Below are 26,159 nucleotides of genomic sequence, written 5' to 3'. Positions count from 1 at the left end.
GGTGTTCATCCTGTTCAGTCATCCGCCAGATGCGGGCGCAGTGCGAGGGCGAGCGGAAAAATCGCGACGGCGGTCAGCGCGGTCGCATACGTGGCGCCATGCACACCGATCCTGTCGCCCAGGAAACCGTAGAGAACAGGCGATATCGCGCCGGATGCGATCGTCCCTGTGTAGAAAATCGCGAATGCGCGCTCGGTGCGCTCGGGTGCGGACATCTCCGGAACGGTTCCGTACAGCACCGACGAAGTGCCGTTGAGCATCATACCCAGAATCGGCAGCAGCACCATGGCAAGTGCCAAAGGGAGATACATCACCGCGACGATGCACACGGCTGTACCACCCTCCGTGAGCAGCACCGTCCTGACCATACCCAGACGCGCGCCCAGCCAGCCACACATGAATTTGCCGGCCGCACCGCCTGTGAAAACGAGTGCAAGCGCCGTTCCCAGCAGTTGAGGCGAGACACCTTTTGCCTTGAGCAGGAAAGGCAGAAATGTCAGCAGTCCCATGCGTACCGCCGTATCGAGCACGCCGATGGAAAACAGCGTGGGGAATCCGCTTCCCCCGGTGCCGCTGCGTTGAGCGGACGCTTGTTCTTTGACCGCCGTCTTGCCGGCGCCACGCGGCACGGCGGGAAACCAGAGCGCGATGACGGCGGCCACGACGCAGCCCAATCCGGCGACGATCCATAGCGCGTGACGCCACGGCATCATGGTCACGAGCAGCGAAATGGCGGCCGGCAGTGCGGATTTCCCCAGATCGCCGGCAAAGTTGTAGATGCTCAGCGGGCCTCTCGCGTCGCGTCCATAGAGGCGGGAGACGGCGCCCGATGCGATCGGATGCTGCGTGCTGGATCCGCCGCCCGAAATCGCCAGCGCCACGCCCAGACCGAGCAGGCCACCCGACAGGCCCGCGAGCGCATAACCGAGCGCGGCGAGCAGTGTGCCGAAGGCGAGGGTCGTGCCGCTGCCCAGGTGTTGCGCGAGGCGCCCCGCAGACAACTGCAGCGTCGCCATCGTGCCGGCATAGATGCCGCGCAGGATCGCCAGGGCCGCAAAGTCGAGCCCGAATTCCGACTGCCACACGGGTAGCAACGCGTAGATCATGTCCGTATAGCCATCGTGCATTGCGTGCGCAATGCAGGACAGCCACAGCACGCGCCGTCGGGGCGGCGCAGTCTCCCGCGTCGCGGGAGGGGAAAAAACCGGCAGGCGCATCGTCATTCGCTCCGTGCGAGCGGTCGGTGGAAGCCGCTCGTGGCATCGCTTTCACGCTCGATGCGTCAATTTTATGGTTGAGGCAGCGGCCATTTCAATTGAACTAAAATCGCGTCAACAGAGAGAAAAAGTCACGTCATGAACGACAACCAGGACACGGCGAAGCACCGGGGCGAGTTGCCCCCGCTCAATGCGCTGCGCGCTTTCGATGCGGTCGCGCGGCACGGCAGCTTCGCGGGGGCGGCGGTGGAACTGCATGTCACCCACTGGGCCGTAGGCAAGCAGATCCGGCTGCTGGAGGACTGGTTCGGCCTGCCGTTGTTCGACCGTCGTCCGCGCGGTGTCGTGCTGACCGACGAAGGGGCCGCGCTGCTGCATGACGTCAGCCACGTGTTCGAGCGCCTCGGTACCGCGGTGGGGCGGCTACGCCACGACACGTTCAAGCACCGGATATCGGGCGTCGTGCGGGTGAATGTGCCGATGAGCTTTGCGCTGTGCTGGCTGCTGCCGCGGCTCGCCGATTTCCATTCGCGCTACCCCGACATCGACGTGAGGGTGTCGACGACATCGCGCAAGTTGCGCTATGTCGCCGACGCTTTCGATATCGGTGTTCGTTCCGGTCCCGAGCAGGGCGCGGGCGTCGTATCGCGCCCGTTGATGCCCGACCTGCGCGTGCCGGCCTGCAATCCCGCATTGCTGCGCCGGCATCCGATACAGAGCGTGGCCGACCTGCGCCATCACACCCTGCTGCATTCGGCCACGACGCGCTCCGCCTGGTCGCACTGGTTGCAGGAAGCGGGGGCTTCCGATCTGCGCGCCGCGCGTCATGTCGAATTCGATCATGTGAATCTTCAGCTCGGCGCGGCCATCGAGGGGCTCGGCGTGGCCCTGGCATCACTGCCGCTGATCGGGCGCGATCTCGCCGAGGGGCGCCTCGTGTGTCCGATCGCGTCGCCCGTATGGCGTGCTGACGACTACATGCTGGTGACGAACGCCGATCGTGCCGACGATGCCGCGGTGTCCGCGTTCGAGCAATGGATGGAACGCATGGCGGGCCGCGAGGCGGGATAGGCTCGCGGTGTCGATCCGCACGATCGGCACGGCGATGCACGGGGCCGGCAGTACGAGGCGGTGCGGGGTCGGCGCAGCCGCATCGATACCGCCGGTGGAGACACGACGACGCGCCGGGTTTACTGCCATTGCGCCGGGTGCTTCGTTACCTTCCGGCGCCGGTCAACATGCCTGCTTCACGCGAACGCTCGATATCGGGGCTGCGATACGCGCGCTCGGGAATCTCCGCTAGCCGCGACGCATGCACCTGCCGCGGCTCCAGCCCGTAGAACTTCTGGAAGCTCATGATCAGCGGCGACCATTTGTCCGGATCGATGCGGTCCGCGTGGCCTTCCATCAGCAGGTCGGGATGCACGTGCACACGCTGGATGCGCAACTCGAACACGCGGATGTGGCCGCGCAGGTCCGGCGCCTCGTCGCCGATCCCGTGCGCGGCCGCGACGACCGCTTCCATGTGCACCGGGCATTCGAGCGCGCGCGGCGGCGCGACGGTTTGCGACGCGGTTGCGGTGAGCCCGGCCGTGCCGAACTTGTCGGGTTCGAATACGTAACCTCTTGCCCGCTTCCCGTCGGGCACCGGATGCGTGCCCGTCGTGCGCGCGATCCGGTCGACCGCGTCCGCCTGCGCCGACGACGGCAGGTTCAGCACGCATTCGCCGGTGCGCAGCAGGTTGCGGGTGGTCTGCGAGCTGGCGGCGATGCCGATCACGCCGCGCCAGCCGAGCCAGAACGCGGACGAGATCGGCGCGAGATTGGGCGTGCCGTTTTCGTTCAGCGTGCTGACCAGCACGACGGGCGTGCCGAAATAGAGGATGTTCGGTTCGGTGACGCAATGCGGCGCATTCATGGCGGGTGCCCTCGGTGACGAATCAGTCCGCATGCTGATCCTGTCGCGGCGGCGCGGCGCTCCGAATCTTGTCGTGTCATTCCGGAGGGGGCGCAGGCGGCGTGGGCGCCGCAATGGGCAGGCCGGCATCACGCGCGCTTTTCCGCTAGAGTAGGAAATCGCAGGCCGCGACCGCCGCACCACGCACGCGGGCGCGGCCACGTTCCGCCAACGCACACGAGGGCCTGATGGATACCGAGCAACGCTACACCGCCAATGCACCGACGCGCGCGGAAGTCGACGCACTGGGCGGCGCAACCGTCATCGAATTCGGCGCGAACTGGTGCGGGATCTGCGCAGGCGCGCAGCCCGCGATCACTGCGTCGTTCTCCGCGCATCCTGCGGTGCGGCACCTGAAGATCGAGGATGGCCCGGGCCGCCCGCTCGGCCGCTCGTTCGGCGTCAAGCTGTGGCCGACACTCGTGTTCCTGCGCGACGGTGTCGAGGTCGCGCGCGTCGTGCGTCCGGCCGACGCGAAGCAGATCGAAGCCGACGGCTTCGCCGCGCTCGCCTGAGGTCGCCGAGATGCAACAGGCCCTCACGCACATCGGCGTCGACACGCGCGGCGGCGGCCTCGTCGAATTCACGCCGCAGGTGCGCGCATTCGTCGATCAGCAGGCGATCCGCACCGGCCTGCTCACGGTGTTCTGCCGCCATACGTCGGCGTCGCTGCTGATCCAGGAGAATGCGGATCCATCGGTGCAGCGCGATCTCGAACGCTACTTCGCGACGCTCGCACCGGAGGACGCCACGCGCTACGAGCACGACACCGAAGGGCCCGACGACATGCCCGCGCATCTGCGCACGGCGCTCACGCAGGTACAGCTGTCGATCCCGGTCGAGCACGGGCGCATGGTGCTCGGCACGTGGCAGGGCATCTACCTGTTCGAGCATCGCCGCGCCGCGCACCGGCGCGACATCGTGCTGCATTTGATCGGCGAATGAGTCTCGACGGGTGACGTCGCGCGCGGCTCGCAATGCGGTGCCTGTGCGCACACGGCATCGCGGGCTTACGCGAGCAGTTTGTCGACGAGCGCGCCGAGTTCGCGCAGGTGGACGGGCTTCGGCAGGAATGCGTCGAATACCCGCTTGTTTTCGCCCAGCGCAGCCGATTCATATGCACTGACACCGAGGATCGCCGGATGCCGGCCGTCGTCGTCGGGTTGCGCCACCGCGCGCATGCGCCGTGCGACGTCGAAACCGCTCAGGTCCGGAAGCTCGAGATCGAGCACGACGATGTCGTAGCGGCTCGCACCGAAGCGCGCGACGCCTTCCTGCCCGGTGCTGCACAGATCGACGTCGATGCCGAGCGCCGACAGCATCGCGCCGAGCGTTTCGCGTGCGTTGTCGTCGTCGTCGACCACCAGCGCGCGCCGGTCGCGGTACGCGGCCGCGTGCGGCAGCGCGGGCGCGTCGCCGGCCGCATTGCCGGCGGTGTCGATGCCGGGCACTTCGGCCGGCAGCGTCACGACGAACTCGCTGCCTTCGCCCACAGTGCTGCGCACGTCCACATGCCCACGCAGCGTCGTCACGATTTCGCGCACGACCGCGAGCCCCATGCCGATTCCGTCCACATGCAGCCCGACCGCGTCGTTCGCGCGATAGAACGGCTCGAAGATCTTCGACAGGTGCTGTTTCGCGATGCCGGCGCCCGTGTCGCGCACGGCGATCTTCAATTGCTGGCCGGCCGGCGCGTCGGCGAGCGTGATCGACACGTCGATCGAGCCGCCGAGCGTGTACTTGACCGAGTTCTCGATCAGGTTCGACAGCACCTGACGCAGCAGCTTGCGATCGGAACGGATCGCAAGCTGCTGCGGCTCGACTCGCTGCGTGACCGTGATCCGCCTGGCCGCGATCTTCTCGCGCAGCGGGTCGAGCACCTCGGCGAGCAGCGACGCGATGCCGACGGTTTCCCGCTCGGTGAGGCGCTTCGTCGAGCGCAGCTTGATGTAGTCGGTCAGGTCCTTGACGAGCGCCTCGAGGGACAGCGCGGAATTCTGCAGCCGCCGGATCGTCTTCAGGTTCGCGTCCGACTGCGCTCGCGCGAGGAGGATCTCGACCGATCCGCAGATCGCCTGCAGCGGCGTGCGCAACTCGTGGCTGACCATCCCGAGGAATGCGTTCTTCGCCTCGATCATTTCGAACGCGCGATCGGACGCCTTGCGTTCCGCGTCGAGCGCTGCGTCCTGCCGTTCGAGCAGGTCGTCACGCGTGCGCATCGTATAGAACAGCAGCAGGAACAGCGCGCACAGGATCACGCCGAGCACGATGCCGAGGATCAGGATCGCGCGCTGCTTTTCCTTCAGCTGATGGAACGTGAAGTCGCGCTGCGCCATCTCGATCGCGCGGAAATAGTTCGCGAGGCCGTTGACCTTCGGCCAGTACGCGTTCACGTCGTCGATCACCTGCCGTGCGCGCTTCGGCGAATCGCGCAACGGCGGTATGTCGCGCTTCAGGCGCGTCATGAATTCGCCGAGCGCGTCGATCTCGTTGCGCGCGCGCGGGATGCGCAGCCAGTATTGGGACACTTCCGACGGCCGCTGCAGAAAGCCGAACGACACCGACAGGCTGTCGAGCTGCATCTGGACGTGATTGAAGTCGTCGTCCTCGTGCGTCGCGTAGAGGATCAGTTGCCGGTCGAACCGCGTATAGACGTTCCGGTATTGCGCGGCGGTCCAGAACACGCCTTCGCGGGGCCCTTCGAGTACGCCCTCGTTGACCGAGGTGGCGAGGAGGTCCCACAGCAGGAACGCCCACGCGGCGAACCCCATGATCCACAGCGAGCCGAGGACCAGGATGATTTTTCTATTTTTCCATCGCCCGCGTTTCATTTCACCGTCAGGCCGATGATCTGCCACGCGAACTTGGCTTCGCCGAGCGGCGTCTTCAGTTCGTCGGGATACTGGTCGCGCGGGTACATGATCCACAGCGGGCCATAGTTGTCGTTGTCGAGCACCTTGCCGTTCATCGTCCGCGCGAGGATCACGCCGTAGCGATCGGCGTCGGACACGGGAATCGTGAACGTGTACTCGTCGATGCAGCGGAACTCGATCTGCGTGCCGTGCGCGCCGACGGTCTTCAGGATGTCGGACAGGCGCGGGCCGGTGAAGGTCGCCTTCGGCGTCCAGCTCGTCGACGTGACGATCGTGTGCTGGGGCAGCGCCATCAGCGCCTGTTCGGAGAAGACGTAGGCCGTCTTGCCCGGCTGGTTGTGCCTGTCGATCTTGCCGTCGACGGTGAACGTGAACGACGAGGCGGCCCACGCCGCGGCGGCCATGCCGAGCAGGCAGGCCGTCAGCAGGCTCTTGGTCCAGATGGTCGGAATTCGCATGTCATTCCCTCGGTCTTGTCGCGTGGTGTGGTGGCTTGTGTTTCCGGTCTCAGTTCGCGGCGGCCGCGGCCGGCAGCGTGATCTTCAGTTCGCGCGCCACTTCGGCGAACAGGATCGGCAGGCGCACCGGCTTTTCCTCGCAGCGCGCGTTGTAGTGCGACACGATGTGCGCGATTTCGTCTTCGCTCGCTTCACCGGTCGAGATCTTGCCGGTCAGCAGGAAGATCGGCGCGCCGCTGTTCTCGCTCGAGCGGATGCCGCGCACGAGTTCGGCGGCGGTCTGGTCGCCGAGCATCCAGTCGAGGATGTAACCGTCGAAATCCTCTACCTCGAGTGCCTTGCGGAACGATGCGCCGTCGAAGTACGGGATCGCGTTCACGCCTTTTTCGATGAAATATTCACATACGGTTTCGGCGACGTCCTGCGAATCGTCGACCACGGCGATCCGCGCCGCATACACGTTCGGCTGGGACGAGCGCAGCTCGATCACGTCGACCGGATACGTGCGGCCCTCGCGCGCGTGCTGACGCTCGGTGATGAGCCACTCGCCCTGCCACTGCAGTGCGACGAAGTCCGTCTCGATCTGGCTGCTGGCCTTGGTCGAGATCGCGGCGCGGCAGCGAAAGCGCCGTGACTCGATCACGAGCGTCGCGTCGATCATCTCGGCGGCGGCCGGCTGCGTGCCCTTGTCGTCGAGCAGGATCGCGGGCGGCACGCCGAAATGCGTCGCGATGTCCTGCAACTGCGACAGGTTCCACGGGATCAGGCCCTTCATCTTGCGGGTGACGACAGAGAAGCTGAGGCCGAGCACGTTCGCGATCGTCGTGTTGTGACTTCGCGGCGGAATGCCGTTCCGGTTCAGTAGGTCGCGCACCTTGTTGGCGGTGATCAGATCGACGTTGGCCTGCTCGCTGTTGGACATCTCGATGGGGTCTCCAGGGGTTTTGGCGAGGGAGAGCATATCAAAACTGACGTGACACGCAAACTTTGAAAAAGCGAATCACCTTGACATGCTGTTTTTCTCCATTATTATTGCTCACCACGTCACCTTTGTTTGTCGCGTCATGTTTGGAGATCGCAGCCGGCGGGAGCCGGTACAACGAAAAGCGACAATGAAGCGGTGACTGAACGATTCGAAGAGAGAACCTGAGAGAGCCTTGGGGTGCGTGTCGGCGTCGACGGATTGTATCCGTTGCGCCGCGCGCCGCCGGGTGCGAGCTCACGGGGGTGAAAGGCTCGAAGAATTGCGGCGCCAATAAAACTTGAGGAAAGTACCAATGTTCCGCCGTCTACTCGCACCGGGGCTGCTGTTGCTGTTGGCCGCGTGCGCGCAGGATCCGTCCGTCACCGGCAACACGGTGCGGATCTGCGACGACACAGGTTGTTCTTACCGCCCGAAAGATCAGGTCTCCTATCAGAAAAAGGACGATTCGGAAGACCGGGAAGATCCGCGCATCGCCGCGCTGAAGCAAACCGCGAAGACCCAGCCGAAGGCCGCGTACGACCTCGGTCTGCGCTACTTCCGCGGCGACGGCGTGCGCCAGGACAGCTACCAGGCCCTCAAGTGGATGCGCGAGGCCGCCGAGCGCGGCGACCTGCAGGCGCAGAAGGCGCTCGGCAGTTTCTACCTGTTCGGCCTCGAGGAAATGGGCTCCGACGCGCGCGAAGCGGAGAAGTGGCTGTCGATCGCGGCCGGCCGCGGCGACAAGGAGTCGAAGAAGCTGCTCGACCTTGCACGCAAGGCCAAGAAGGAAGACGAAGAAGACTGGAAATGGCGCACGCAGTGGCGTGACGTCTATTACGGCTACTGGTACTCGGGCTATCCGTACTACGGCGTCTGGCAGCAGACGTACTGGTACTACTGACCGGGCCTGAAGCAACGGGGGCAGCAGCGGGGAGACCACCATCGCGCGCCAGCCGGGGGGCTTATCGAAGTTCGCACGAACACATAAGCCGAACAACGACTCTAATCGATCGACAACGACATGAAGACCAACCTTTCCCAACGTCTCACTCAAGGTGCGCTGGTCGCAGCGCTTTGCGCGTCCGTGGCGGGCTGCGGCGGCATGGTGACGCCCGGCGGTCAGAACGCGGGCGTGACCGGTGCCGCCGCGGGCGGCACGAGCGCCGGCGCCGATACGGGGCTGCAGCGCTGCGCGTCGCCGCTCGGCACGATCGCGGTCGACGACGGCCGCAATGCCGACTGGTGGGGCCCGTTCGGCAGCGCGACCAAGATGACGACGATCGACCCGCTGCTGCGCCTGGCCGTCCAGCAGTCGAACTGCTTCGTGATCACGTCGATCGGCAACCAGAAGAGCGACGCGCGCCTGTCGCGCATCACGCAGCTGCAGCGCAACTCGGGCGAATACCGCGCGGGCTCGAAGCAGCAGAAGGGCCAGCGTGTCGCGGCCGACTACTACATGGAACCGCAGATCGTCATCAACGATTCGCCGATCGGCGGCATCGGCAGCATGATCGGCGGGCTGATTGGCAACAGCGCGGTGGCGGCTGTGGCCGGCCACCTGCAGACGAAGGCATCGGTCGTCACGCTGACGCTGTTCGACGTGCGCTCGGCCGTGCAGATCGCGGCATCGGAAGGCAGCTCGACGGCGACCAACTACGGTGCCGCGCTGGGCGGCTTCGGCGGCGGCGTGGGCGGTGCGCTCGCGGGCTTCTCGTCGACGCCGGAAGGCAAGGCGACGGTCGTCGCGTTCATCGACGCGTACAACAAGATGGTCGTCGCACTGCGCAGCTACAAGGCGCAGGACGTCAAGGGCGGCCTCGGCCGCGGCGGCCAGCTGCAGGTCAACTGACGTTGACGGGCCCGCGGCGCGCCGCGGGCCGATTTCCGATTCGAGACTGTCCGTACGCGTGGTGTGATTCCGCGCGTACCGGCTTCGCTCATCTTTTTTGCTTCGAGGTGACCCCGATGAAAGCCGCTGCATTGATCGCATTGACTTGTCTGGCGCTGACCGCTTGCGGCGGCGACGACAATTCCTCGCCCGCCGCGTCCGGCGGATCGGGGACGAGCAACAACGGCGGCACCGGCGGCACTGGTGGCACAGGCGGTAGTGGAAGCGGCGGCAACGGCGGCAGCGGTGGCTCGGGCGGTTCGGGCGGCGGCACGATGACGTGGCGCTACGACGCGCAGCCGACCGCGGCGGATCAGGCGAGTTTCCTGACGCTCCTCAACAGTGAAGGCGCAAAGGGCTACCGCTACCTGGGCGACTATTACTACAACGCATCCAGCGGCGGTTCGCGCTCGATCTTCGTGAACGACGGCACCGCGCAGACCTACACGTACCAGTTGCAATCCACGCCGGGCGACTGGACGACCTTCCTCAACCAGGCCAACACGCAGGGCACGAACGGCTATCGCTACGAAGGGCCGCTCACGTACGGCAACCTGTATCGCAAGGATGGTGGTTCGTCGGCCACCTACACGTACACGACGACCGGCCTGCCTGCCGACCCGAACGCGTTCCTCACGCAGGCGAACGGCCAGGGCCAGTCGGGCTACTGGTTCCTGGGCCCGATGGTGATCGGCTCGGTACAGGCGAACGTGTACATGAAGAACAATGCGTCGGGCGCGACCTACACGTACGACGCCCTCGCGCCGACGACGAACGTCAGCGACTTCATCGCGCAGGCCAACAGCGAAGGCGCGAAGGGTTATCGCGCGAAGGGCGGGATGCTGTTCGGCAGCACGATCTCGTGGGTCTACGTGAAGGACCAGACGCAATCGCCGACCTTCACCTACCAGTCGGCCGCGATCCAGTCGACCGGCGCGAGCTTCGTGCAGCAGGCGAACGGTTTCGGTGCGCAAGGCTCCGCTTACCTGAGCGATATCGCGCTCGGTACCACGCCGCCGATCGTGACGGCATCGTTCTATTTCAAGCCGACGAACTGCACGGGCTTCCTGTGCACGACGCTCAATCCGCTCACGCAGAACTGAGCGGGCGCTGCCGGCACAACGGCGGTGCGCGGGCGATCCTGCCGGGTCGTTCCGCGCGGGTCGAATCGGGTGCCTCGGTGCGTCGCGAGATTCGTTGACGCATCTTTTGCCGCCGGCTTGCCGGCGGTATTTCATTTCGGGCGTACCTGCGGCGATTCGATGAAGCAACCTATCCGGACGGACAGGTGCGCGACACACGATTCCGCCGTCGAGTTTCGTTCAAGTTCAAAACAATCATTCAAACAAATAGGACGTGTACTAAAAGGATAATGCACGCCTGATTTTCGCAGTGTCGTTTGGCATGATCGGGACATCGCTATCCCGATTGTTTCCATCGTGACGTCCATCCGCAGGGGATCTGCTGCAGGTCCGCGCCCAGGGCTCCGTCACGCCGAGTCATGTCATACAGCACGCTTCAGTCCATTCGCCGCTACCAGAGCATTTCGATGTTCGGGGGCGGCATTGTCGTCACGATCCTGATCCTGATCGCCTGCGGGCTCGGGATCACGTCGATCGTCTACGGCTATCTGGACGGCGAGCGGCGCAATTTCCTGAACGGTGTCGAGGAAGCCTCGGACGAGATACAGGTGGCCGAGACGTCGTTCCGCAACGGCGTCACGAATACGCAACTCATCTGGCGAGAGATCGGCGCGGCGCCGGCCGACGTCGTGCACACGTTCTTCGCCGACGGCCAGCAGCTCGCGATCAAGCCGTATCCGTCGCTCGTGGTCGGCGTGCCGGGGCAAACGGCGCAGCGCGACGAGGTCGCGCGCTATCTCGCGTTGTCGTTCCTGCTGTCGCGCATCTGCGCGGCGAGTTCGCTCAATCGCGGGCGCACGCTCGAGGGTTACCACTACAGCACGCGCACGGGCGTCTTCGGCCTCGTGCCGCACCTGACGCGCGACAATCCCGCACTGGCGTCGGCCGGCGCACGTGCGCACGTGCTCGATGCGTTGCGCGTCGATTTCGACGGCTCGCCGCCGGCCCCGAACGACGGTCGGCCGAATGTCCGCTGGCTGCCGCCCTACGTCAACCCCGTCACCGGGCAGGTGCGCATCCGCGTTGCCGCCGAGGCGCGCGCCGCCGGCCAGCCGTTCGCGGTGCTGGTCACCGAATACGCACCCGAATACCTGCTGTCATGGCTGCCCGGGCGGGCCCTGGCCGGCACGTTCTTCGTCACGTCGGCGGACAACCGGCTGATCGCGATCGATCCCGACGTCGAACGCACGAACGCACTCACCGAGCGCTTGTTGAACCTCGATGTCGCGCATCGTGGCGCCGTGTCCGCCGAGCCGCTCTTTCGCGACGGCGCGATCGTGTTCAGCAGCAAGCTCGCGGCAACCGGCTGGACGATCGCCTATGCGCTGTCGTGGGGCGACGTGGTGGCCGGCATCGGCGTGCAGGCCGGCGCGCTCGCGGCGTCGACCCTCGTTGCGATCGTCGTGATGTGGTTGCTGCTCGTGCGCTTTCACCGGCGCGTGCTTGTGCCGGTGTATGCACGCTCGGCCCGCGTGTTCGACAGCGAGGCGCTGTGCCGCAGCGTGATCGCTATGGCGCCGGTCGGCATCGGCCTCGTGTCGCTGTCCGACCGGCGCGTGATGCTCGCGAGCGACGCGCTCACGCAGATGCTGCTGCCGCATGAAGGCGATCACCATGCGCTGTCCGCGCAGGTACTCGAGAAGTACGACGCGTTCGTCGCGAACGGCGGGGCAGGCCGGACGATGACGACCGAACTCATGCTCGATGCACGCGGCGATGCGCCGCTGCACCTGGAGGTCATCGCGCACAGCGCACGTTATCAGGGCGAGGACGTGCTGATTGCGACGTTCGCCGACACGAGCGCGCAGCGCCGCCTCGTTCGCCAGCTCGAGGAAGCCGTGCGCGCGGCCGATTCGGCGAATGCGGCCAAGTCGTCGTTTCTCGCCGCGACGAGCCATGAGATCCGCACGCCGCTCAACGTGATCCTCGGCAACCTCGAGCTGCTCGAGCGCACGGCGCTCGATGCATCGCAGCAGAGCCGCGTGCGGACGTTGCGCGCGTCGGCCGAAGGGCTGCTCGCGATCGTCAGCGACGTGCTCGATTTCTCGAAGATCGAAGCTGGCGCGATGTCGGTCGAGTCGATCGAGTTCGACGTGATCGCGGTGATCGAACGCGAGCTCGCGGCCTTCGCACCGGTCGCAAAGGCAAAAGGGTTGCCGCTGTTCGCCGATATCGATGCGAGCGGCGCGCAGCGGATGCGCGGTGATCCGACGCGGCTCGCACAGGTGGTCGGCAACCTGTTGAGCAACGCGATCAAGTTCACGAGCGACGGGCGTATCGTCGCGCGCGTGGCGGTCGGGCGGAGTGCGCGTGGTGCGCCCGAGATCGCGATCGGCATCGAGGATACCGGCATCGGGATCGACTTCGCGCAGCAGAACAGGCTGTTCAAGCCGTTCTCGCAGGTCGACGCATCGATCACGCGGCGCTACGGCGGCACGGGGCTCGGGCTCGCGCTGTGCGATCGGCTGGTCGCGGCGATGGGCGGCACGATTTCGGTCGACAGCGCGCCGCGCGTCGGCAGCCTGTTTACCGTGCGCTTGCCGCTGCGCGCGGGCATTGCGCCGAAATCCCCGGCCGGCGCGGGCGCCGGCCAGACGCTGATCGTCGTGTCGCCGGAGGACGCGTGGCGTGCGTTTGCATTTCCCCATCTGCGGGCATGGGGTTTCGACGTCGCGATGCATCCGAGTCCGATCGGGATTGCCGCCGGGTGCCTCGCGCGTGCACACGCGATCGTGCTCTTCGGCGACTCCGACCAATGGCGGCGCGAAGAGCTCGACAGTCTCGGCGGGGAGACGCCGGTCGTGCTGGCTACGCCGGACGGCCCGCTGCAGCCGGATGTCGCGGGCCGGACGATCCGCGTGTCGAGTTATTCGCTGAACGGGCTGTGCATGGCGATCGCGCAGGCGCGAGTCGCTACCGCCGAGTCGCCGCGCGGGCCGGGGCGCGCGACCGATTTCTGGCAGCCGTTGTTGCCGGCCTCCAGTGCGCGTGTGCCGCGTGTGCTGGTGGCCGACGATGCGGCGGTCAACGGGTCGATTTTCCGCGAGCAGCTGGATGTGCTCGGTTGCACGGTCCGGTGCGTGTCGTCCGGCGGCGCGGCGCTCGACACGCTCGCAAACGGCACGTGGGACGTGCTGCTGCTCGGTGCCGACCTGCCCGACATGTCGGCCCGGGAACTGGCGGAAGCCGTACATGCGCGCGCCTTGCCGTGCGACATGATCGTCGTGGCATCGCATCTGGTGCCCGACGATGCCCGGCGCTACGCGGCATCGAACGTCGCGTGCGTGTTGACCAAGCCGGTAACGCTGGCCGACCTGCGCCGCGGCCTCGTACGCATCGCGCGGCGGCGCGGGATCGTGTTGCCCGCGGGCGCGGCGGACGGGCCGCCAGCTGCGGGCGTAATGGCCGCTGCGGCGGCACACTGGCCGGGACGATAGAAATGGTGGCGCATCGGCGACGTAGATCGCCTGCGTCAGAACAGGGAAGGCAGACACGCCGCATTGCTTCGATGCCGCGTGAATTCGACTGAAGAAGGAAGGGTAAGGCAGTGCGCTATATGGGAAAGGTGTTCGGGCTGCTGCTTGGATTCGCGACGTTGCCGGAGAAATCCCGACGGGATTTCCTGACGAAGCTGAACGAATTCATGATGATGTCGCCGTCGCAGAAGCGGCGGGCCATCACCGAGTGGCAGCACGCCGCGGATGACAGGTCTGGTGAGCAGGACAAAACCGCGGTCAAGCATTAGGGCGCGGCTTCGGCCGCCTTGCGGGACGGGATGGATCGACGGCGTGGGGGCGCCGCCGATCGGACGTGCATGGGCGGCGGACTCTCGACGGTTCGGCCCGTAACGTCACGCCGGGCGCGTCTGCGTGCGTGATGGCTTGTGCGTCGGATCATGGCGGGTACAGGCCGGCACGCCGGATCGCAGAGCCGCCGCGGAACCCGTCTATTATCTTAAAATTACGCTGCGCACCGCCGGGTTCGCCGAACGCCGTGACGCGACCGTGTTGCGGGACCGATTCAAGTCCCGGCGCGTCGCACAACATGGCACGTCAGGCCGCGTGTATCGGGAGAAGAAGATAAATGGATGAATTTTTTGTGCGAGTGATGGTGGCGGACGATCATCCTTCGTCCGCACTCGGAATGTCGCAGGCGCTCGCGGGCAGCAGCACGATCAAGCTGCTCGGCACTGTCTCGAATTCGACCGATCTCGTGGCGATGCTCGACGAGCAGCAAAGCGACGTGCTCGTCGTCGACTACGTCATGCCCGGCGGCAAGTATGGCGACGGTCTTTCACTGCTGTCCTTCCTCCAGCGTCGCTACCCGGCACTTCGCCTCGTGACGATCACGATGATCGACAACCCGAGCGTGCTGCTCGCGATCCAGAAGCAGGGTGTCGGGTGCATCCTGAGCAAGTCCGATGCGATTTCGCATCTGGTCGGCGCGGTGCATGCGGCTTTCGTCGGTGCCAATTATCTGTCTCCGTTCGTCAAGAAGCTGCTGGAGGATTGCCAGCCGTCGGCGGGTGTCCGCACGCTGACCGCCCGCGAGATCGAAGTCGTGCGGCTTTACGGGGCCGGCCTGACGGTCGGCGAGATCGCCGTCCAGCTTCATCGCAGCAAGCAGACGATCAGTTCGCAGAAATCGAGCGCGATGAAGAAGCTCGGTATCGTTCGCGATGCCGATCTGATTCGCTACGCGAGCGAGGGCCATCTGCCCGACTTGCCCGAGGCTGGTGCATAAACGGTGCCCGGCGGACAGTACCGAGTGACCCGGACAACGCATGACGCGGTGCCGGTGCCGAGACGACTTCGACGACACCTATGCCCACCAAACTGAAAACGCTGATTGCGCATGCCGCGGCCGCGGGCCGCAAGCCGTTCGAGCCGGGGCGCGTGCGACGCCAGCAGCAATGGTTGCTGTACGGAAGCGGTGTGGCGATCACGGTGTTCGTGCTGGTCTGCGCGGCACTGGTCGCGCAGCTCGACCTGCAGGAGTCGGTTGCGCGTGACCGTTCCGAGTTCCTGCTACGCAAGGCCGACCTGCTCGCGGAGATGGAGGTGGTCAGGGCGCTCCAGAATCGCTATGTCGAAAACCTCGAGTTGATGGCCCGGCACTTGCCGACCGCGCCGTCCGATGCACTCAAGCGGTTTGCCGACGATCGCGGCAGGCTGGCCGTTCTCGGACACACGGGACGCGTGGCGGTGGCCGCGTTCGCGGCCGATCCGTCGCCCCGGCCAGGGGGGGCCTACGCGCCGTTTCTTGCAGCGTTTCTCGAGCCGGTCGAGAAGACGGGTGTCATGCCGCCGAGGCAGCCCGGCGACCCGGGCATGGGCGGATATCTGATCGATCCGGACGGCGACTTCGTCATCGTGGCCGGGTATCCGCTGGTGAAGGCGACGCTCGCGCTGCCGGCCGGTTTCGACGTGAAGGCGTTGATCCGGCAGTTGCAGCCGCCGGCCGAGTTTGTATCGGCGGCTGCCGCGCCCGGCAATCGGCAGATTTTTCTGGACCGGCGGCAGGATCCGCTGCTCGGGCGGTCCGTGCTGCGGTTCGCGCAGGCGGTGCGGGACAGCCAGGGCAAGCCGGTCGCATGGTTTGTCGTCGTCGCGCGGCCGGAGATCGACGACATCCTGCGCGCCTCGTCCTCCGGCCATGACTATGCACTGGTCGATTCGCACACGAATGTCCTGACCGGCCGGCAGGCGGCCCCCGCGCTGACCGCCCGCGCGCTCGATTATGCGCGCGCGGCCGGTGGCGAGCGGGCCGCCGCACACCGTGTCGGCACGAGTATCGTCATCGGCGACCGCATGCCGGGGTTCCGCGAGGTGCTGACCGCGACGTATTCGTGGCGCGGCCTGTTCGACGACGTGGCCGTCCGCCTGGGTATCGCAACCGGTCTCGCGTTGCTCGCGATCGGGACGGTGTGGTTCGCGATCGTCATGTTCGACCGGCGCGCGCTGCGCCCTGCCAACCGCCGCGCGATCCGGCTGATCGAAAGCGAGGCGCTGAACCGCACGCTGATTCGCACGGCGCCGGCCGGCATCATGCTGCTGTCGCTGGCCAACGGCGACACGATGGCGCGCAACGAGGCCGCACAGGCTTATGGCGGCGCCGGCATGGCGCCGTCGCTCGGCAAGCGCATCTGGCAGGCATACCGCGACAGTATCGCGGGCGGTCGGAAGCCGCGCGTCGTCACGCACGAGTTGTCGGTCGACCGCGCCGATGGCGGGGCGGCCTACCTTGCCGCGCACATCGTCCGTACCCGCTATCGCGGCGTCGATGTACTGCTCTGTACGCTGACCGACATCACCGCGCGCAAGCAGGCCGAGGACAAGCTGCGCGAGGCACGCGAAGCCGCGGACGACGCGAACAAGGCGAAGTCGACCTTCCTGGCGACGATGAGCCACGAGATTCGCACGCCGCTGAACGCGATCGTCGGCAATCTCGAATTGATGGCGCGTGCGGCATTGCCATCGACCGAACAGCGTCGGCTGCAGACGGTCATGTCGTCGTCCGACGCACTGCTGCGCGTGATCAACGACGTGCTCGACCTGTCGAAGGCCGAATCCAACCAGATGGTGCTGGAAGCCGTGCCGTTCGACCTGCGAGCCGTGCTGCTCGACGTCGCGGCGATCTTTCGTCCGCTCGCCGAAGCGAAACGGCTCGTACTCGAATGCCGTGTCGCGCCGGGGCTGGCCGACGGTTACGTCGGCGATCCGACCCGCCTGCGCCAGATCGTGTCGAACCTTGTCAGTAATGCGATCAAGTTCACCGAGCATGGCAGCGTGACGATCGACGCGCTGCCGGCCGTCGCTTCCGGCAGGCAGCAGGGCGTCGAAATCTCGGTGCGCGACACGGGCATCGGCATTCCTGCGGAAGCGCTACCGGCGCTGTTCGATGTGTACGTGCAGACCGATCCGTCGATTTACCGGCGCTTCGGCGGCACGGGGCTGGGGCTGCCGCTTTGCGGACGTCTCGCGCGCCTGATGAGCGGTGCGCTGACGGTCGACAGCCAACCGGGTGCGGGGACGACCTTCACCGCATCGCTGCCGCTGGCGAGGGCGCCGTCCGGATGGCGCGTTGCGTTCGACGACGAACCCGCCACGGCGCCAGCGTGGCCGACGCGCCCGGACGGCGGCGTGCCGCTGCGCGTGCTCGTTGCGGAAGATCACCCGGCGAGCCGCGTGCTGTTGCGGGATCAGCTCGATGCGCTGAGCTACGATGCGACGATCGTCACGAACGGCGTCGAGGCGATGCGTGCGTACTTTTCGCAGTCGTTCGATGTCGTGCTGACCGATCTCGGCATGCCCGAACTCGACGGCTTCGCGCTGGCGAACTTCCTGCGCGAGCAGGGGGCGACGGTACCCGTGATCGCGATGACCGCGCACGCGACCGAAGAGGACCGTCGGCGGTGCGCGCAGGCTGGCGTCGCGGAGGTCGTGCTCAAGCCGCTGTCGATCGATGCACTCGATGCGGTGCTGCGGCGCCACGGGGGGCGCGGCGCGACGGCGTTGCACGCGGTCGATCGCGACGACCGGCAGGTGTCGCTGATGACGGAAGAGATGCGCGAACAATTGCGTGCCGCGACGCTGCGCTCGCTGGCGACGATCGACGCCGCATTGCTGCGCGGCGACGACGATTGCCTCAAGGGCGAGCTGCATTCGATGCGAGGCGGCTTCGCGCTGGCCGGCGACGCAGACGCGAGCGATGCGTGCGCGAGAGGCGAGCGTGCGCTGGCCGCGGGCGGTGTCGATGCGCTCAAGCCGGAATGGCCGGCGATGCGCGTGGAGGTGGAGGCTGCGCTGTCGAGATTGCCCGGCGACTGAACGGAACGGCGCCGTGCTTGCCGGCGCGACGGCGGGAGAGGCTTGCGACATGGACGGCCGACGACCGCGGACGCTGCGCAGTCGTGCGCACTGGATCGTCGAGAGGTACGCGCTCGCCGGTCGATCGTATTCATGGACTGACGCGCGAGCGCCATGATGGGCGCGGCGACGGTCCGACAAGCCGCCGCGCCGACACACCGCCGCGCCGCAAGCGAGGCGACACGCGGGCACCGCACGCCGCCGCGCAGAACGGCACGGCGCTCGACAACCGGTTATCCGGCATGACTGCGCTGCCGGCGGATGCCGGAGGCGGCTGCATCATTGCGTGGAATTGGCCCTTCGCGCGCCGGATCGACTTCGGACACCCGTCAGCCGTTGCGGAAGATCTCCGCGTAAGCACTCAACGCCGGCACCCCGCCAAGGTGCGCATACAGCACCTTCGACCCCGGCTCGAATTCCCCGCGCCGCACCTTGTCGATCATCCCGTGCATCGATTTCCCTTCATAGACGGGATCGGTCAGCATGCCTTCCAGCCGCGCGCACAGACGAATCGCCTCCAGCGTGCCATCGTTCGGGAGTCCGTATTCCGGCCCGGCATAGCGCGTGTCGAGCACCACGTCCTTCGTTTCGATATCGCGCCCCAGCCCGACCAGCTCGGCCGTGTGCCGTGCGATCCGCGTGATCTGCTCGTGCGTGCGCTCGGGCGTCGCCGACGCGTCGATGCCGATCACGCGATCCGCGCGTCCGTCGGCCGCGAAGCCGACGACCATCCCCGCCTGCGTGCTGCCCGTGACCGAGCAGACCACGATGTAATCGAACTTGAAGCCGAGCTGCGCTTCCTGTTCCCGCACTTCTTCCGCGAAGCCCACGAACCCGAGCCCGCCGAGCGGATGCTCGGAACACCCGGCCGGTATCGGATACGGCTTGCCGCCCGACTGCCGGACGTTCTCCATCGCTTCTTCCCAGCTGCGGCGAATGCCGATGTCGAAACCGTCGGCGACGAGCCGGACGTCGGCACCCATCATCCGCGACAGCTGGATGTTGCCGACGCGGTCGTACACGGGGTCTTCATAGTTGACCCAGTGCTCCTGCACGAGCACGCACTTCATCCCGAGATGCGCGGCGACGGCCGCGACCTGGCGCGTCTGGTTCGACTGCACGCCGCCGATCGACACGAGCGTGTCGGCACCTTGCGCGAGCGCGTCGGGCACGAGGTATTCGAGCTTGCGCGTCTTGTTGCCGCCGAATGCGAGGCCGCTGTTGCAGTCCTCGCGCTTCGCATACAGCTCGACCTTGCCGCCGAGATGCGCGCTCAGGCGCTTGAGCGGCTGGATCGGGGTCGGGCCGAACGTGAGCGGATAACGGGGGAAACGTTGCAGGTTCATCGACAAGCTCCGAGGGAAGATGGGCAGGAAACCGGATCGGTCGGGTGCTGCTCGCACGCCGTGTCCCGATGGAAAAATGATAGGCAGGACGGCGCGAAATGAGCTTGCGAAATAAATGGTGACGACCTACGTTATCGATGAGATATGGATAGTCGAGATAATTTTGATTCGTGAAACAGATGGGAGGCGCAATGAAATTAGATCGCGGTAGCACATCCCCGGCCGACGCCGCGCCGGCGCTCGATCGCATCGACCGGGCGATCCTGCGGCAGTTGCAGCAGGATGCGTCGATTTCGAACGTGAGCCTCGCCGCGAAGGTGAAGCTGAGCGCGCCGGCGTGTCTGCGGCGCGTCGAGCGGTTGAAGGAGATGGGATTGATTCGCGGCATCGTCGCGTTGCTCGACCCGAAGCCGCTGGGTGCCGGGATGCTGGTCGTGATCGGCTTCGTGCTGGATCGCTCGACGCCGGAGGCGTTCGCCGAATTCGAGAAGGCCGCACAGAAAGTGTCGGGGTGTGTCGAGTGTCACGTGGTGACGGGCGAATTCGACTACTTCATGCTGGTCCGCACGCGCGACAACGAGAGCTTCAACCGGTTGCATGCCGAACAGTTGCTGTACCTGCCCGGCGTGCGGCAGGTGCGCTCGTTCATGGTGCTCAAGGAGATTCTGTCGACGCACGCGTTGCCGGTGTAGCGCGGAGCGCCGTCGATTCCCGTTGGTGACGGATATGCCGTTTGGTCGATTGAAAACTCCCGATTGGGAGTATCAAATGGGAATGTGAATCAACCCATTTGGGAGTCGCCATGGCAGCAACCACACGTTTGCCCGACCGATTTCGACTTGCTGCTGAACCCGCTGCATGCGGATTTTGCTTCAAGTGTGAAAGTGATCGGCAAAGAAGCGTTCGTGCTGGATCCCCGCCTGTTTTGCTGACCAAAGAATTGCTTTGGTCGACGAATCGTCGTCGGCTGCTGCCCGGTCGCGTCACTCGGTCAGCGCTGCCACGGCGCGACGCCTGGAGGCGCGGTCTTGCCGAGACGCTCGCGTGCGTCTCGCACGACCGCCGCATCGAGTTCCCCGTCATCGGCCAGCGCCTTCAGCGCGGCGAGCACGATGCTCGCGCGATCGACCTCGAAGAACGCGCGCAGCGCATCGCGCGTGTCGCTGCGCCCGAACCCGTCGGTGCCGAGCGTCACGTAGCGGCGCGGCACGTAGGCGCGGATCAGCTCGGGCACCGCGCGCACGTAGTCGGTCGCGGCGACCACCGGGCCGTGCGTGCCTTCGAGCATCCGCGTGACATACGACGATACCGGGCCGTCGCCGAGCCGTGACAGCCGTTCGGCTTCCATCCCGTCGCGCTGCAATTCGCTGAAGCTCGTGACGCTCCAGACGGCCGCATCGATCCCCCAGTCGTCCTTCAGGATCCGCTGCGCGGCGAGCACTTCGCCGAGAATCGCACCCGCGCCGAGCAACTGCACGCGCGCGGTCGCGTTCGACTCGGCCGGCAGCCGGTGCATCCCCTTCAGGATGCCTTCGCGACGCGCGGCCGGATCGTCGCCGGGCATCGACGGCTGCGCGTAGTTCTCGTTCATGACGGTCACGTAATAGAACACGTCGCGCTGCTGTTCGACCATCTCGCGCATGCCGGCATCGACGATCGTCGCGACTTCGTACGCGAACGCCGGGTCGTACGCGCGGCAGTTCGGAATCGTCGACGCCGCGAGATGGCTGCTGCCGTCCTGGTGCTGCAGGCCCTCGCCGCCGAGCGTCGTGCGGCCCGACGTCGCGCCGACGAGGAAGCCGCGCGAGCGCTGGTCGGCAGCCGCCCAGATCAGGTCGCCGATGCGCTGGAAACCGAACATCGAGTAGTAGATGTAGAACGGCAGCATCGGCAGGTCGTGCACGCTGTACGACGTCGCCGCGGCGATCCACGACGACACCGCGCCGGCTTCCGAAATCCCTTCCTCGAGAATCTGGCCGCGCGTGTCCTCGCGGTAGTAGAGCATCGAGCCGAGATCCTCGGGTTCGTAGCGCTGGCCGAGCGGCGAGTAGATGCCGACCTGCCGGAACAGGCTCGCCATGCCGAACGTGCGTGCTTCGTCGGCCACGATCGGCACGATGCGCGGGCCGAGCTCGCGATCCTTGATCAACGCGGCAAGCATGCGCACGAGTGCCATCGTCGTCGACATCTCGCGGCCGGCCGCATCCAGCGCGAACGCACCCCAGGCCGGCATCGAAGGGACGGTCAGCCCCTTCGATGCCGCCATCCGCCTTCTGGGCAGATAGCCTCCCAGGGCAGCCCGGCGGGCATGCAGGTAACGCATTTCCGGGCTGTCTTCCGCTGGCTTGTAAAACTTCAGCTGCTCGACGTCGCCGTCCGACAGCGGCAACCGGAAGCGGTCGCGGAACGCCTTCAGGTCGTCGACGTCGAGTTTCTTCTGCTGATGGGTCGTCATCCGGCCCTGGCCGGCCGAACCCATCCCGTAACCTTTCATCGTCTTCGCGAGGATCACGGTCGGCTGGCCGCGATGGGCGAGTGCGCGCGCATATGCGGCGTGCAGCTTGCGTGCATCGTGGCCGCCGCGGCGCAGGCGGTCGATTTCGGCGTCGGTGAGCTGCGCGGCGAGCGCCTCGAGCGCCGGGTCGCGGCTGAAGAAGCGCGCACGGTTATACGCGCCGTCGTTCGCGGAGAAGGTCTGGAACTGGCCGTCGACGGTATCGGCGAACGCGCGCGCGAGTGCGCCCGCGTGATCGCGCGCGAACAGCGGATCCCAGTCGGAACCCCACAGCACCTTGATCGTGTTCCAGCCGGCGCCGGCGAACAGCGCCTCGAGTTCGTCGATCACGCGGCCGTTGCCGCGCACCGGGCCGTCGAGCCGCTGCAGGTTGCAGTTGATCACGAACACGAGGTTGTCGAGCCCCTCGCGGGCGGCGAGCGACAGCGCGCCGAGCGATTCGGGCTCGTCCATCTCGCCGTCGCCGAAGAAACCCCACACGGTGCGGCCGGCGGTGTTCGCGAGCCCGCGATGCTGCAGGTAGCGCATGAAGCGCGCCTGGTAGATCGCGTTGATCGGGCCGATGCCCATCGAGCCGGTCGGGAACTGCCAGAAGTCGGGCATCAGCCACGGATGCGGATACGAACACAGCCCGGGCCCGGCGATTTCACGGCGATAGTGCGTGAGATGGTCTTCTCCGAGAAAGCCTTCGAGATACGCACGTGCGTAGACGCCCGGCGACGAATGCGGCTGGAAGTACACGAGATCGCCGCCGGGGCCGCTTTCATGGCCCGCGCCGGCCGGTGCCGCGCGGAAGAAGTGGTTGAAGCCGACTTCGAACAGGTCGGATGCCGACGCGTAGCTCGCGATGTGGCCGCCGAGCTCGCCGTACGCCCGGTTCGCGCGCACGACCATCGCGAGCGCGTTCCAGCGCAGTGCCGCGGACAGCCGTTCCTCGAGATCGGCGTCGCCCGGATAGGGCGGCTGCTCGTGCGCGGCGATCGTGTTCACGTACGGCGTGACCGGGCCGCGCGGCGCCGCGAGCCCGCGGGTGTGCGCATGCGCGGCGAGCCGGCCGAGCAGGTACTGGGCGCGCTCCTTACCGACGTGCGCGACGACGGCGTCGAGCGCCTCCAGCCATTCGGCGGTTTCTTCAGGGTCGGCGTCGGCGTGAGCGGCGCCCGCGCGCCGCGTGGCATCGATACCGTTCGACAGGTCCGTCATCGCAGGTCTCCCGCGCGCCGGTTCGGAGCGGCGCGCATCAGTGGCAATCGGTCGGATCATGCTACCCGCCGATCCGCAAAATATGCGTCTGATTTCATTGGGATTTCGTGCGCCGATAGTGTAAATATTCCGGTTGTGGCCACTCTTCCGGAATATTTCGACCATGAGTTCAAACCCGCGGCGGCTCGACCGCATCGACATCGGCATCCTGAACCAGCTGCAGCAGAACGCGCGGATCACGAACGCGGAACTCGCGCGTGCGGTGAACCTGTCGGCCACGCCGTGCTTCAACCGCGTGCGCGCGCTGGAGAAGCTCGGGCTGTTCCGGCAGCAGGTCACGCTGCTCGACCCCGAGCCGCTCGGGCTGCGGATCAACGTGTTCATCCAGGTCAGCCTCGAGAAGCAGGTCGAGGACGCGCTACAGCGCTTCGAGGAAGCGATCTCGCAGCGGCCCGAGGTGATGGAGTGCTACCTGATGTCGGGCGACGCCGACTACCTGCTGCGCGTCGTGATGCCCGACATGCGCACGCTCGAGCGTTTCATCATCGAGCGACTGACGACGATCCCCGGTGTATCGAACATCCGGTCGAGCTTCGCGCTGAAGCAGGTGCGCTACAAGACCGCGCTGCCGTTGCCGGCGTCCGGACTGACGCTCGTCGACCCGGACGAGGCGGCATCCGACTGGAGCTGAGCGGGGAGCCGCAGGCGCGCCTGCCCGGTTTCCGGTTTCCGACTGCAATCGGAACCATGACAAAGCGCCGACGATTGCCCGACGCCGTCGAAAGGGGCGGCGTGCGGCGCGACGGATCGCTGCCGCAGCGGCGTGCAGGGCGCTTGCATCGTCACGACGCCGCGCGGCACGATCGCGTATGCTCGTCCCGTCAGCGGCAACGGCGGCTGCCGTTGCCGGATCAATCGTGTGACGACCGATCAACGAGCGAGGGCATGATGGCTAGACAGACGATGGCGGAATACCTGGCGAAGACGCTGGCGGCAGCGGGCGTCGAGCGTATCTGGGGCGTGACGGGCGACAGCCTGAACGGCCTGTCGTTCAGCTTGAGCCAGATCGGCTCGATCCGCTGGATGCATACGCGGCACGAGGAAAGCGCCGCGTTCGCGGCCGGCGCGGATGCCGCGTCGACCGGGCGGCTCGCGGTGTGCGCGGGCAGTTGCGGCCCCGGCAACCTGCACCTGATCAACGGCCTCTACGACTGCCACCGCAATCATCAGCCGGTGCTCGCGATCGCCGCGCACATCCCGTCGACCGAGATCGGCCTCGGCTACTTCCAGGAAACGCATCCGCAGGAGCTGTTCCGCGAGTGCAGCCATTTCGCGGAACTCGTGACGAACGCATCGCAGTTCCCGCGCGTGCTCGCGCGCGCGATGCGCACCGCGATCGACGAGCGCGGCGTCGCGGTGATCGTGCTGCCGGGCGACATCGCGCTGGGCGACGGCCCGGACGAAGCGCCGGCCTGGAGCGAATCGGCGCCGCCGTCGATCCTGCCGGCCGACGCCGATCTCGACCGGCTCGCGGCGCTGCTCAACGCGTCCGACGCGGTCACGCTGCTGTGCGGCAGCGGCACGCAGGGCGCGCACGACGAGGTGGTCGCGCTGGCCGACACGCTCGGCGCGCCGGTCGTGCATGCGCTGCGCGGCAAGCAGTTCGTCGAATGGGACAACCCGTTCGACGTCGGGATGACGGGGCTGATCGGCTTCAGCTCGGGCTATCACGCGATGGAGTCGTGCGACACGCTGCTGATGCTCGGCACGGATTTCCCGTACCGGCCGTTCTATCCGTCGAACGCGAAGGTCGCGCAGATCGACTGGAAAGGCTCGCAGCTCGGCCATCGTGCGCCGCTCGCGCTCGGCCTCGTCGGCACCGTGAAGGAAACGATCGCGGCGCTGCTGCCGCGCCTGACGCGCAAGACGCAGCGGCGTTTCCTCGAGAATGCGCTGAAGCACTACGCGGCCGCGCGCAAGGGGCTCGACGATCTCGCGGTGGCCGAGCCGCCGGGCCGTGCGATTCATCCGCAATACCTGACGAAGATCGTCGACGAAGTCGCGGCGGAGGACGCGATCTTCACGGCCGACGTCGGCACGCCGACGCTGTGGGCCGCGCGCTACCTGACGATGAACGGCAAGCGGCAGCTGCACGGTTCGTTCAATCACGGCTCGATGGCGAATGCGATGCCGCAGGCGCTCGGTGCGCAGGGCGCGCATCCGGGGCGGCAGGTGGTGTCGCTGTCCGGCGACGGCGGGCTGTCGATGCTGCTCGGCGACCTGCTCACCGCGCGCCAGCTCAAGCTGCCGGTCAAGATCGTCGTGTACAACAACAGCCTGCTCGGCTTCGTGTCGATGGAGCTGAAGGCGGCCGGCTATCTGGACACGAACGTCGACCTGAGCCCGACCGATTTCGCGGCGATCGCGAAGGGTGCGGGCATCTTCAGCGTGCGGGTCGAGCACTCGGAGAACGTCGAGGAAGCGCTGCGCACGGCGTTCGCGCATGACGGGCCGGCCGTCGTCGACGTCGTCACGTCGAAGTACGAGCTCGCGATGCCGCCGAAGATCGAACTCGCGCATGCGAAGGGCTTCAGCTTGTTCATGCTGCGCGCGATCCTCAGCGGGCGCGGCGACGAGATCGTCGAGCTGGCGAGAACCAACCTGCGGTGAGACGCGCCGCGCACGGGGCGGGCGTCGGCGGTTGATCCGGTACGAATTGATCAGGGGA

General features: G+C 66.6%; 20 protein-coding genes and 1 pseudogene. 14 read left to right on the top strand and 7 right to left on the bottom strand.

All coding sequences use genetic code 11. From position 1 onward, the window contains the following. Positions 1 to 14 precede the first annotated feature (14 nt). Positions 15 to 1,217, bottom strand: a complete 1,203-nt coding sequence (locus DPV74_RS02965; protein WP_060316183.1) for an MFS transporter — start codon at positions 1,215 to 1,217, stop codon at positions 15 to 17. Positions 1,218 to 1,355: 138 nt separating this feature from the next. On the opposite strand from DPV74_RS02965, the gene gcvA reads away from it, so the two are divergent. Beyond that, positions 1,356 to 2,288, top strand: coding sequence for a transcriptional regulator GcvA (gcvA, locus tag DPV74_RS02960; RefSeq protein WP_059696122.1), 933 nt, complete (start codon positions 1,356 to 1,358; stop codon positions 2,286 to 2,288). Between the two features lie 145 nt (positions 2,289 to 2,433). Here the strand turns inward: gcvA and DPV74_RS02955 are convergent, their stop codons facing one another. Next, the gene (locus DPV74_RS02955; protein ID WP_119336478.1) at positions 2,434 to 3,135 is read right to left on the bottom strand and encodes a flavin reductase family protein; all 702 of its coding nucleotides are present in this window, start codon (positions 3,133 to 3,135) and stop codon (positions 2,434 to 2,436) included. A gap of 227 nt (positions 3,136 to 3,362) precedes the next feature. On the opposite strand from DPV74_RS02955, the gene DPV74_RS02950 reads away from it, so the two are divergent. Further along, positions 3,363 to 3,689 (top strand): thioredoxin family protein, encoded by a 327-nt coding sequence (locus DPV74_RS02950; RefSeq protein WP_006485487.1) that lies wholly within the window; start codon positions 3,363 to 3,365, stop codon positions 3,687 to 3,689. Between the two features lie 10 nt (positions 3,690 to 3,699). Next, the gene (locus tag DPV74_RS02945; protein WP_119336477.1) at positions 3,700 to 4,119 is read left to right on the top strand and encodes a secondary thiamine-phosphate synthase enzyme YjbQ; all 420 of its coding nucleotides are present in this window, start codon (positions 3,700 to 3,702) and stop codon (positions 4,117 to 4,119) included. 65 nt (positions 4,120 to 4,184) lie between these two features. On the opposite strand, the gene atsR is transcribed toward DPV74_RS02945, so the two are convergent. The 3 genes from atsR to DPV74_RS02930 are packed head-to-tail and all read right to left on the bottom strand — an operon-like array spanning position 4,185 to position 7,427. Beyond that, positions 4,185 to 6,005 carry a hybrid sensor histidine kinase/response regulator AtsR gene (gene atsR, locus DPV74_RS02940; protein WP_119336476.1) on the bottom strand — a complete coding sequence of 607 codons (1,821 nt, stop codon included), beginning with the start codon at positions 6,003 to 6,005 and terminating at the stop codon, positions 4,185 to 4,187. After that, positions 6,002 to 6,505, bottom strand: a complete 504-nt coding sequence (locus tag DPV74_RS02935; RefSeq protein WP_027789933.1) for a molybdopterin-dependent oxidoreductase — start codon at positions 6,503 to 6,505, stop codon at positions 6,002 to 6,004. Before DPV74_RS02935 ends, atsR begins: the two co-directional genes overlap by 4 nt. A 49-nt stretch (positions 6,506 to 6,554) precedes the next feature. Continuing rightward, positions 6,555 to 7,427, bottom strand: a complete 873-nt coding sequence (locus DPV74_RS02930) for a helix-turn-helix domain-containing protein (protein ID WP_027789932.1) — start codon at positions 7,425 to 7,427, stop codon at positions 6,555 to 6,557. A gap of 355 nt (positions 7,428 to 7,782) precedes the next feature. On the opposite strand from DPV74_RS02930, the gene DPV74_RS02925 reads away from it, so the two are divergent. The 7 genes from DPV74_RS02925 to DPV74_RS02895 all read left to right on the top strand — a co-directional run bounded on the left by DPV74_RS02925 (position 7,783) and on the right by DPV74_RS02895 (position 18,328). Further along, positions 7,783 to 8,370 carry a tetratricopeptide repeat protein gene (locus DPV74_RS02925; RefSeq protein WP_027789931.1) on the top strand — a complete coding sequence of 196 codons (588 nt, stop codon included), beginning with the start codon at positions 7,783 to 7,785 and terminating at the stop codon, positions 8,368 to 8,370. Positions 8,371 to 8,490: 120 nt separating this feature from the next. Beyond that, positions 8,491 to 9,318: a hypothetical protein gene (locus DPV74_RS02920; RefSeq protein WP_027789930.1), complete on the top strand. Its 828-nt coding sequence runs from the start codon at positions 8,491 to 8,493 to the stop codon at positions 9,316 to 9,318. A gap of 116 nt (positions 9,319 to 9,434) precedes the next feature. Continuing rightward, positions 9,435 to 10,460 carry a hypothetical protein gene (locus DPV74_RS02915; RefSeq protein WP_060358856.1) on the top strand — a complete coding sequence of 342 codons (1,026 nt, stop codon included), beginning with the start codon at positions 9,435 to 9,437 and terminating at the stop codon, positions 10,458 to 10,460. Positions 10,461 to 10,858: 398 nt separating this feature from the next. Continuing rightward, complete coding sequence (locus DPV74_RS02910; protein ID WP_119336475.1) at positions 10,859 to 13,936, top strand: ATP-binding protein; 3,078 nt, start codon at positions 10,859 to 10,861, stop codon at positions 13,934 to 13,936. A 119-nt stretch (positions 13,937 to 14,055) separates the two neighbouring features. After that, positions 14,056 to 14,244, top strand: a complete 189-nt coding sequence (locus DPV74_RS02905; RefSeq protein ID WP_081066157.1) for a hypothetical protein — start codon at positions 14,056 to 14,058, stop codon at positions 14,242 to 14,244. 338 nt (positions 14,245 to 14,582) lie between these two features. Beyond that, a complete protein-coding gene (locus DPV74_RS02900) occupies positions 14,583 to 15,242 on the top strand; it encodes a response regulator (RefSeq protein WP_059696104.1) in 660 nt (219 codons plus the stop codon). Positions 15,243 to 15,322: 80 nt separating this feature from the next. Further along, a complete protein-coding gene (locus tag DPV74_RS02895) occupies positions 15,323 to 18,328 on the top strand; it encodes a hybrid sensor histidine kinase/response regulator (protein WP_119336474.1) in 3,006 nt (1,001 codons plus the stop codon). Between the two features lie 368 nt (positions 18,329 to 18,696). On the opposite strand, the gene DPV74_RS02890 is transcribed toward DPV74_RS02895, so the two are convergent. Next, positions 18,697 to 19,713 (bottom strand): 1-aminocyclopropane-1-carboxylate deaminase, encoded by a 1,017-nt coding sequence (locus DPV74_RS02890; RefSeq protein WP_119336473.1) that lies wholly within the window; start codon positions 19,711 to 19,713, stop codon positions 18,697 to 18,699. Between the two features lie 191 nt (positions 19,714 to 19,904). On the opposite strand from DPV74_RS02890, the gene DPV74_RS02885 reads away from it, so the two are divergent. Further along, complete coding sequence (locus DPV74_RS02885) at positions 19,905 to 20,405, top strand: Lrp/AsnC family transcriptional regulator (protein ID WP_027789925.1); 501 nt, start codon at positions 19,905 to 19,907, stop codon at positions 20,403 to 20,405. A 126-nt stretch (positions 20,406 to 20,531) separates the two neighbouring features. Then, positions 20,532 to 20,645: pseudogene (locus DPV74_RS02880) on the top strand (RES domain-containing protein); the annotation flags it as partial. 59 nt (positions 20,646 to 20,704) lie between these two features. On the opposite strand, the gene mdeB reads toward DPV74_RS02880, so the two are convergent. Further along, positions 20,705 to 23,431, bottom strand: coding sequence for an alpha-ketoglutarate dehydrogenase (gene mdeB / locus DPV74_RS02875; protein ID WP_119336472.1), 2,727 nt, complete (start codon positions 23,429 to 23,431; stop codon positions 20,705 to 20,707). Positions 23,432 to 23,594: 163 nt separating this feature from the next. Between mdeB and DPV74_RS02870 the strand changes: the two genes are divergently transcribed. Next, positions 23,595 to 24,122, top strand: coding sequence for an Lrp/AsnC family transcriptional regulator (locus DPV74_RS02870; RefSeq protein ID WP_027789923.1), 528 nt, complete (start codon positions 23,595 to 23,597; stop codon positions 24,120 to 24,122). Positions 24,123 to 24,379: 257 nt separating this feature from the next. After that, the gene (gene poxB, locus DPV74_RS02865; protein ID WP_119336471.1) at positions 24,380 to 26,101 is read left to right on the top strand and encodes a ubiquinone-dependent pyruvate dehydrogenase; all 1,722 of its coding nucleotides are present in this window, start codon (positions 24,380 to 24,382) and stop codon (positions 26,099 to 26,101) included. Positions 26,102 to 26,159 lie beyond the last annotated feature (58 nt).

It is taken from the genome of Burkholderia sp. HAN2018 (assembly GCF_024704855.1).
Classification (GTDB): domain Bacteria; phylum Pseudomonadota; class Gammaproteobacteria; order Burkholderiales; family Burkholderiaceae; genus Burkholderia; species Burkholderia cepacia.
This window is presented reverse-complemented; position numbering and strand designations above follow the sequence as displayed.

Bases quoted from the DNA above. Each gene is read 5' to 3' on its own strand.
- DPV74_RS02965 (WP_060316183.1), bottom strand. From the start codon at position 1,217: ATGCGCCTGCCGGTTTTTTCCCCTCCCGCGACGCGGGAGACTGCGCCG.
- gcvA (WP_059696122.1), top strand. From the start codon at position 1,356: ATGAACGACAACCAGGACACGGCGAAGCACCGGGGCGAGTTGCCCCCG.
- DPV74_RS02955 (WP_119336478.1), bottom strand. From the start codon at position 3,135: ATGAATGCGCCGCATTGCGTCACCGAACCGAACATCCTCTATTTCGGC.
- DPV74_RS02950 (WP_006485487.1), top strand. From the start codon at position 3,363: ATGGATACCGAGCAACGCTACACCGCCAATGCACCGACGCGCGCGGAA.
- DPV74_RS02945 (WP_119336477.1), top strand. From the start codon at position 3,700: ATGCAACAGGCCCTCACGCACATCGGCGTCGACACGCGCGGCGGCGGC.
- atsR (WP_119336476.1), bottom strand. From the start codon at position 6,005: ATGAAACGCGGGCGATGGAAAAATAGAAAAATCATCCTGGTCCTCGGC.
- DPV74_RS02935 (WP_027789933.1), bottom strand. From the start codon at position 6,505: ATGCGAATTCCGACCATCTGGACCAAGAGCCTGCTGACGGCCTGCCTG.
- DPV74_RS02930 (WP_027789932.1), bottom strand. From the start codon at position 7,427: ATGTCCAACAGCGAGCAGGCCAACGTCGATCTGATCACCGCCAACAAG.
- DPV74_RS02925 (WP_027789931.1), top strand. From the start codon at position 7,783: ATGTTCCGCCGTCTACTCGCACCGGGGCTGCTGTTGCTGTTGGCCGCG.
- DPV74_RS02920 (WP_027789930.1), top strand. From the start codon at position 8,491: ATGAAGACCAACCTTTCCCAACGTCTCACTCAAGGTGCGCTGGTCGCA.
- DPV74_RS02915 (WP_060358856.1), top strand. From the start codon at position 9,435: ATGAAAGCCGCTGCATTGATCGCATTGACTTGTCTGGCGCTGACCGCT.
- DPV74_RS02910 (WP_119336475.1), top strand. From the start codon at position 10,859: ATGTCATACAGCACGCTTCAGTCCATTCGCCGCTACCAGAGCATTTCG.
- DPV74_RS02905 (WP_081066157.1), top strand. From the start codon at position 14,056: ATGGGAAAGGTGTTCGGGCTGCTGCTTGGATTCGCGACGTTGCCGGAG.
- DPV74_RS02900 (WP_059696104.1), top strand. From the start codon at position 14,583: ATGGATGAATTTTTTGTGCGAGTGATGGTGGCGGACGATCATCCTTCG.
- DPV74_RS02895 (WP_119336474.1), top strand. From the start codon at position 15,323: ATGCCCACCAAACTGAAAACGCTGATTGCGCATGCCGCGGCCGCGGGC.
- DPV74_RS02890 (WP_119336473.1), bottom strand. From the start codon at position 19,713: ATGAACCTGCAACGTTTCCCCCGTTATCCGCTCACGTTCGGCCCGACC.
- DPV74_RS02885 (WP_027789925.1), top strand. From the start codon at position 19,905: ATGAAATTAGATCGCGGTAGCACATCCCCGGCCGACGCCGCGCCGGCG.
- mdeB (WP_119336472.1), bottom strand. From the start codon at position 23,431: ATGACGGACCTGTCGAACGGTATCGATGCCACGCGGCGCGCGGGCGCC.
- DPV74_RS02870 (WP_027789923.1), top strand. From the start codon at position 23,595: ATGAGTTCAAACCCGCGGCGGCTCGACCGCATCGACATCGGCATCCTG.
- poxB (WP_119336471.1), top strand. From the start codon at position 24,380: ATGGCTAGACAGACGATGGCGGAATACCTGGCGAAGACGCTGGCGGCA.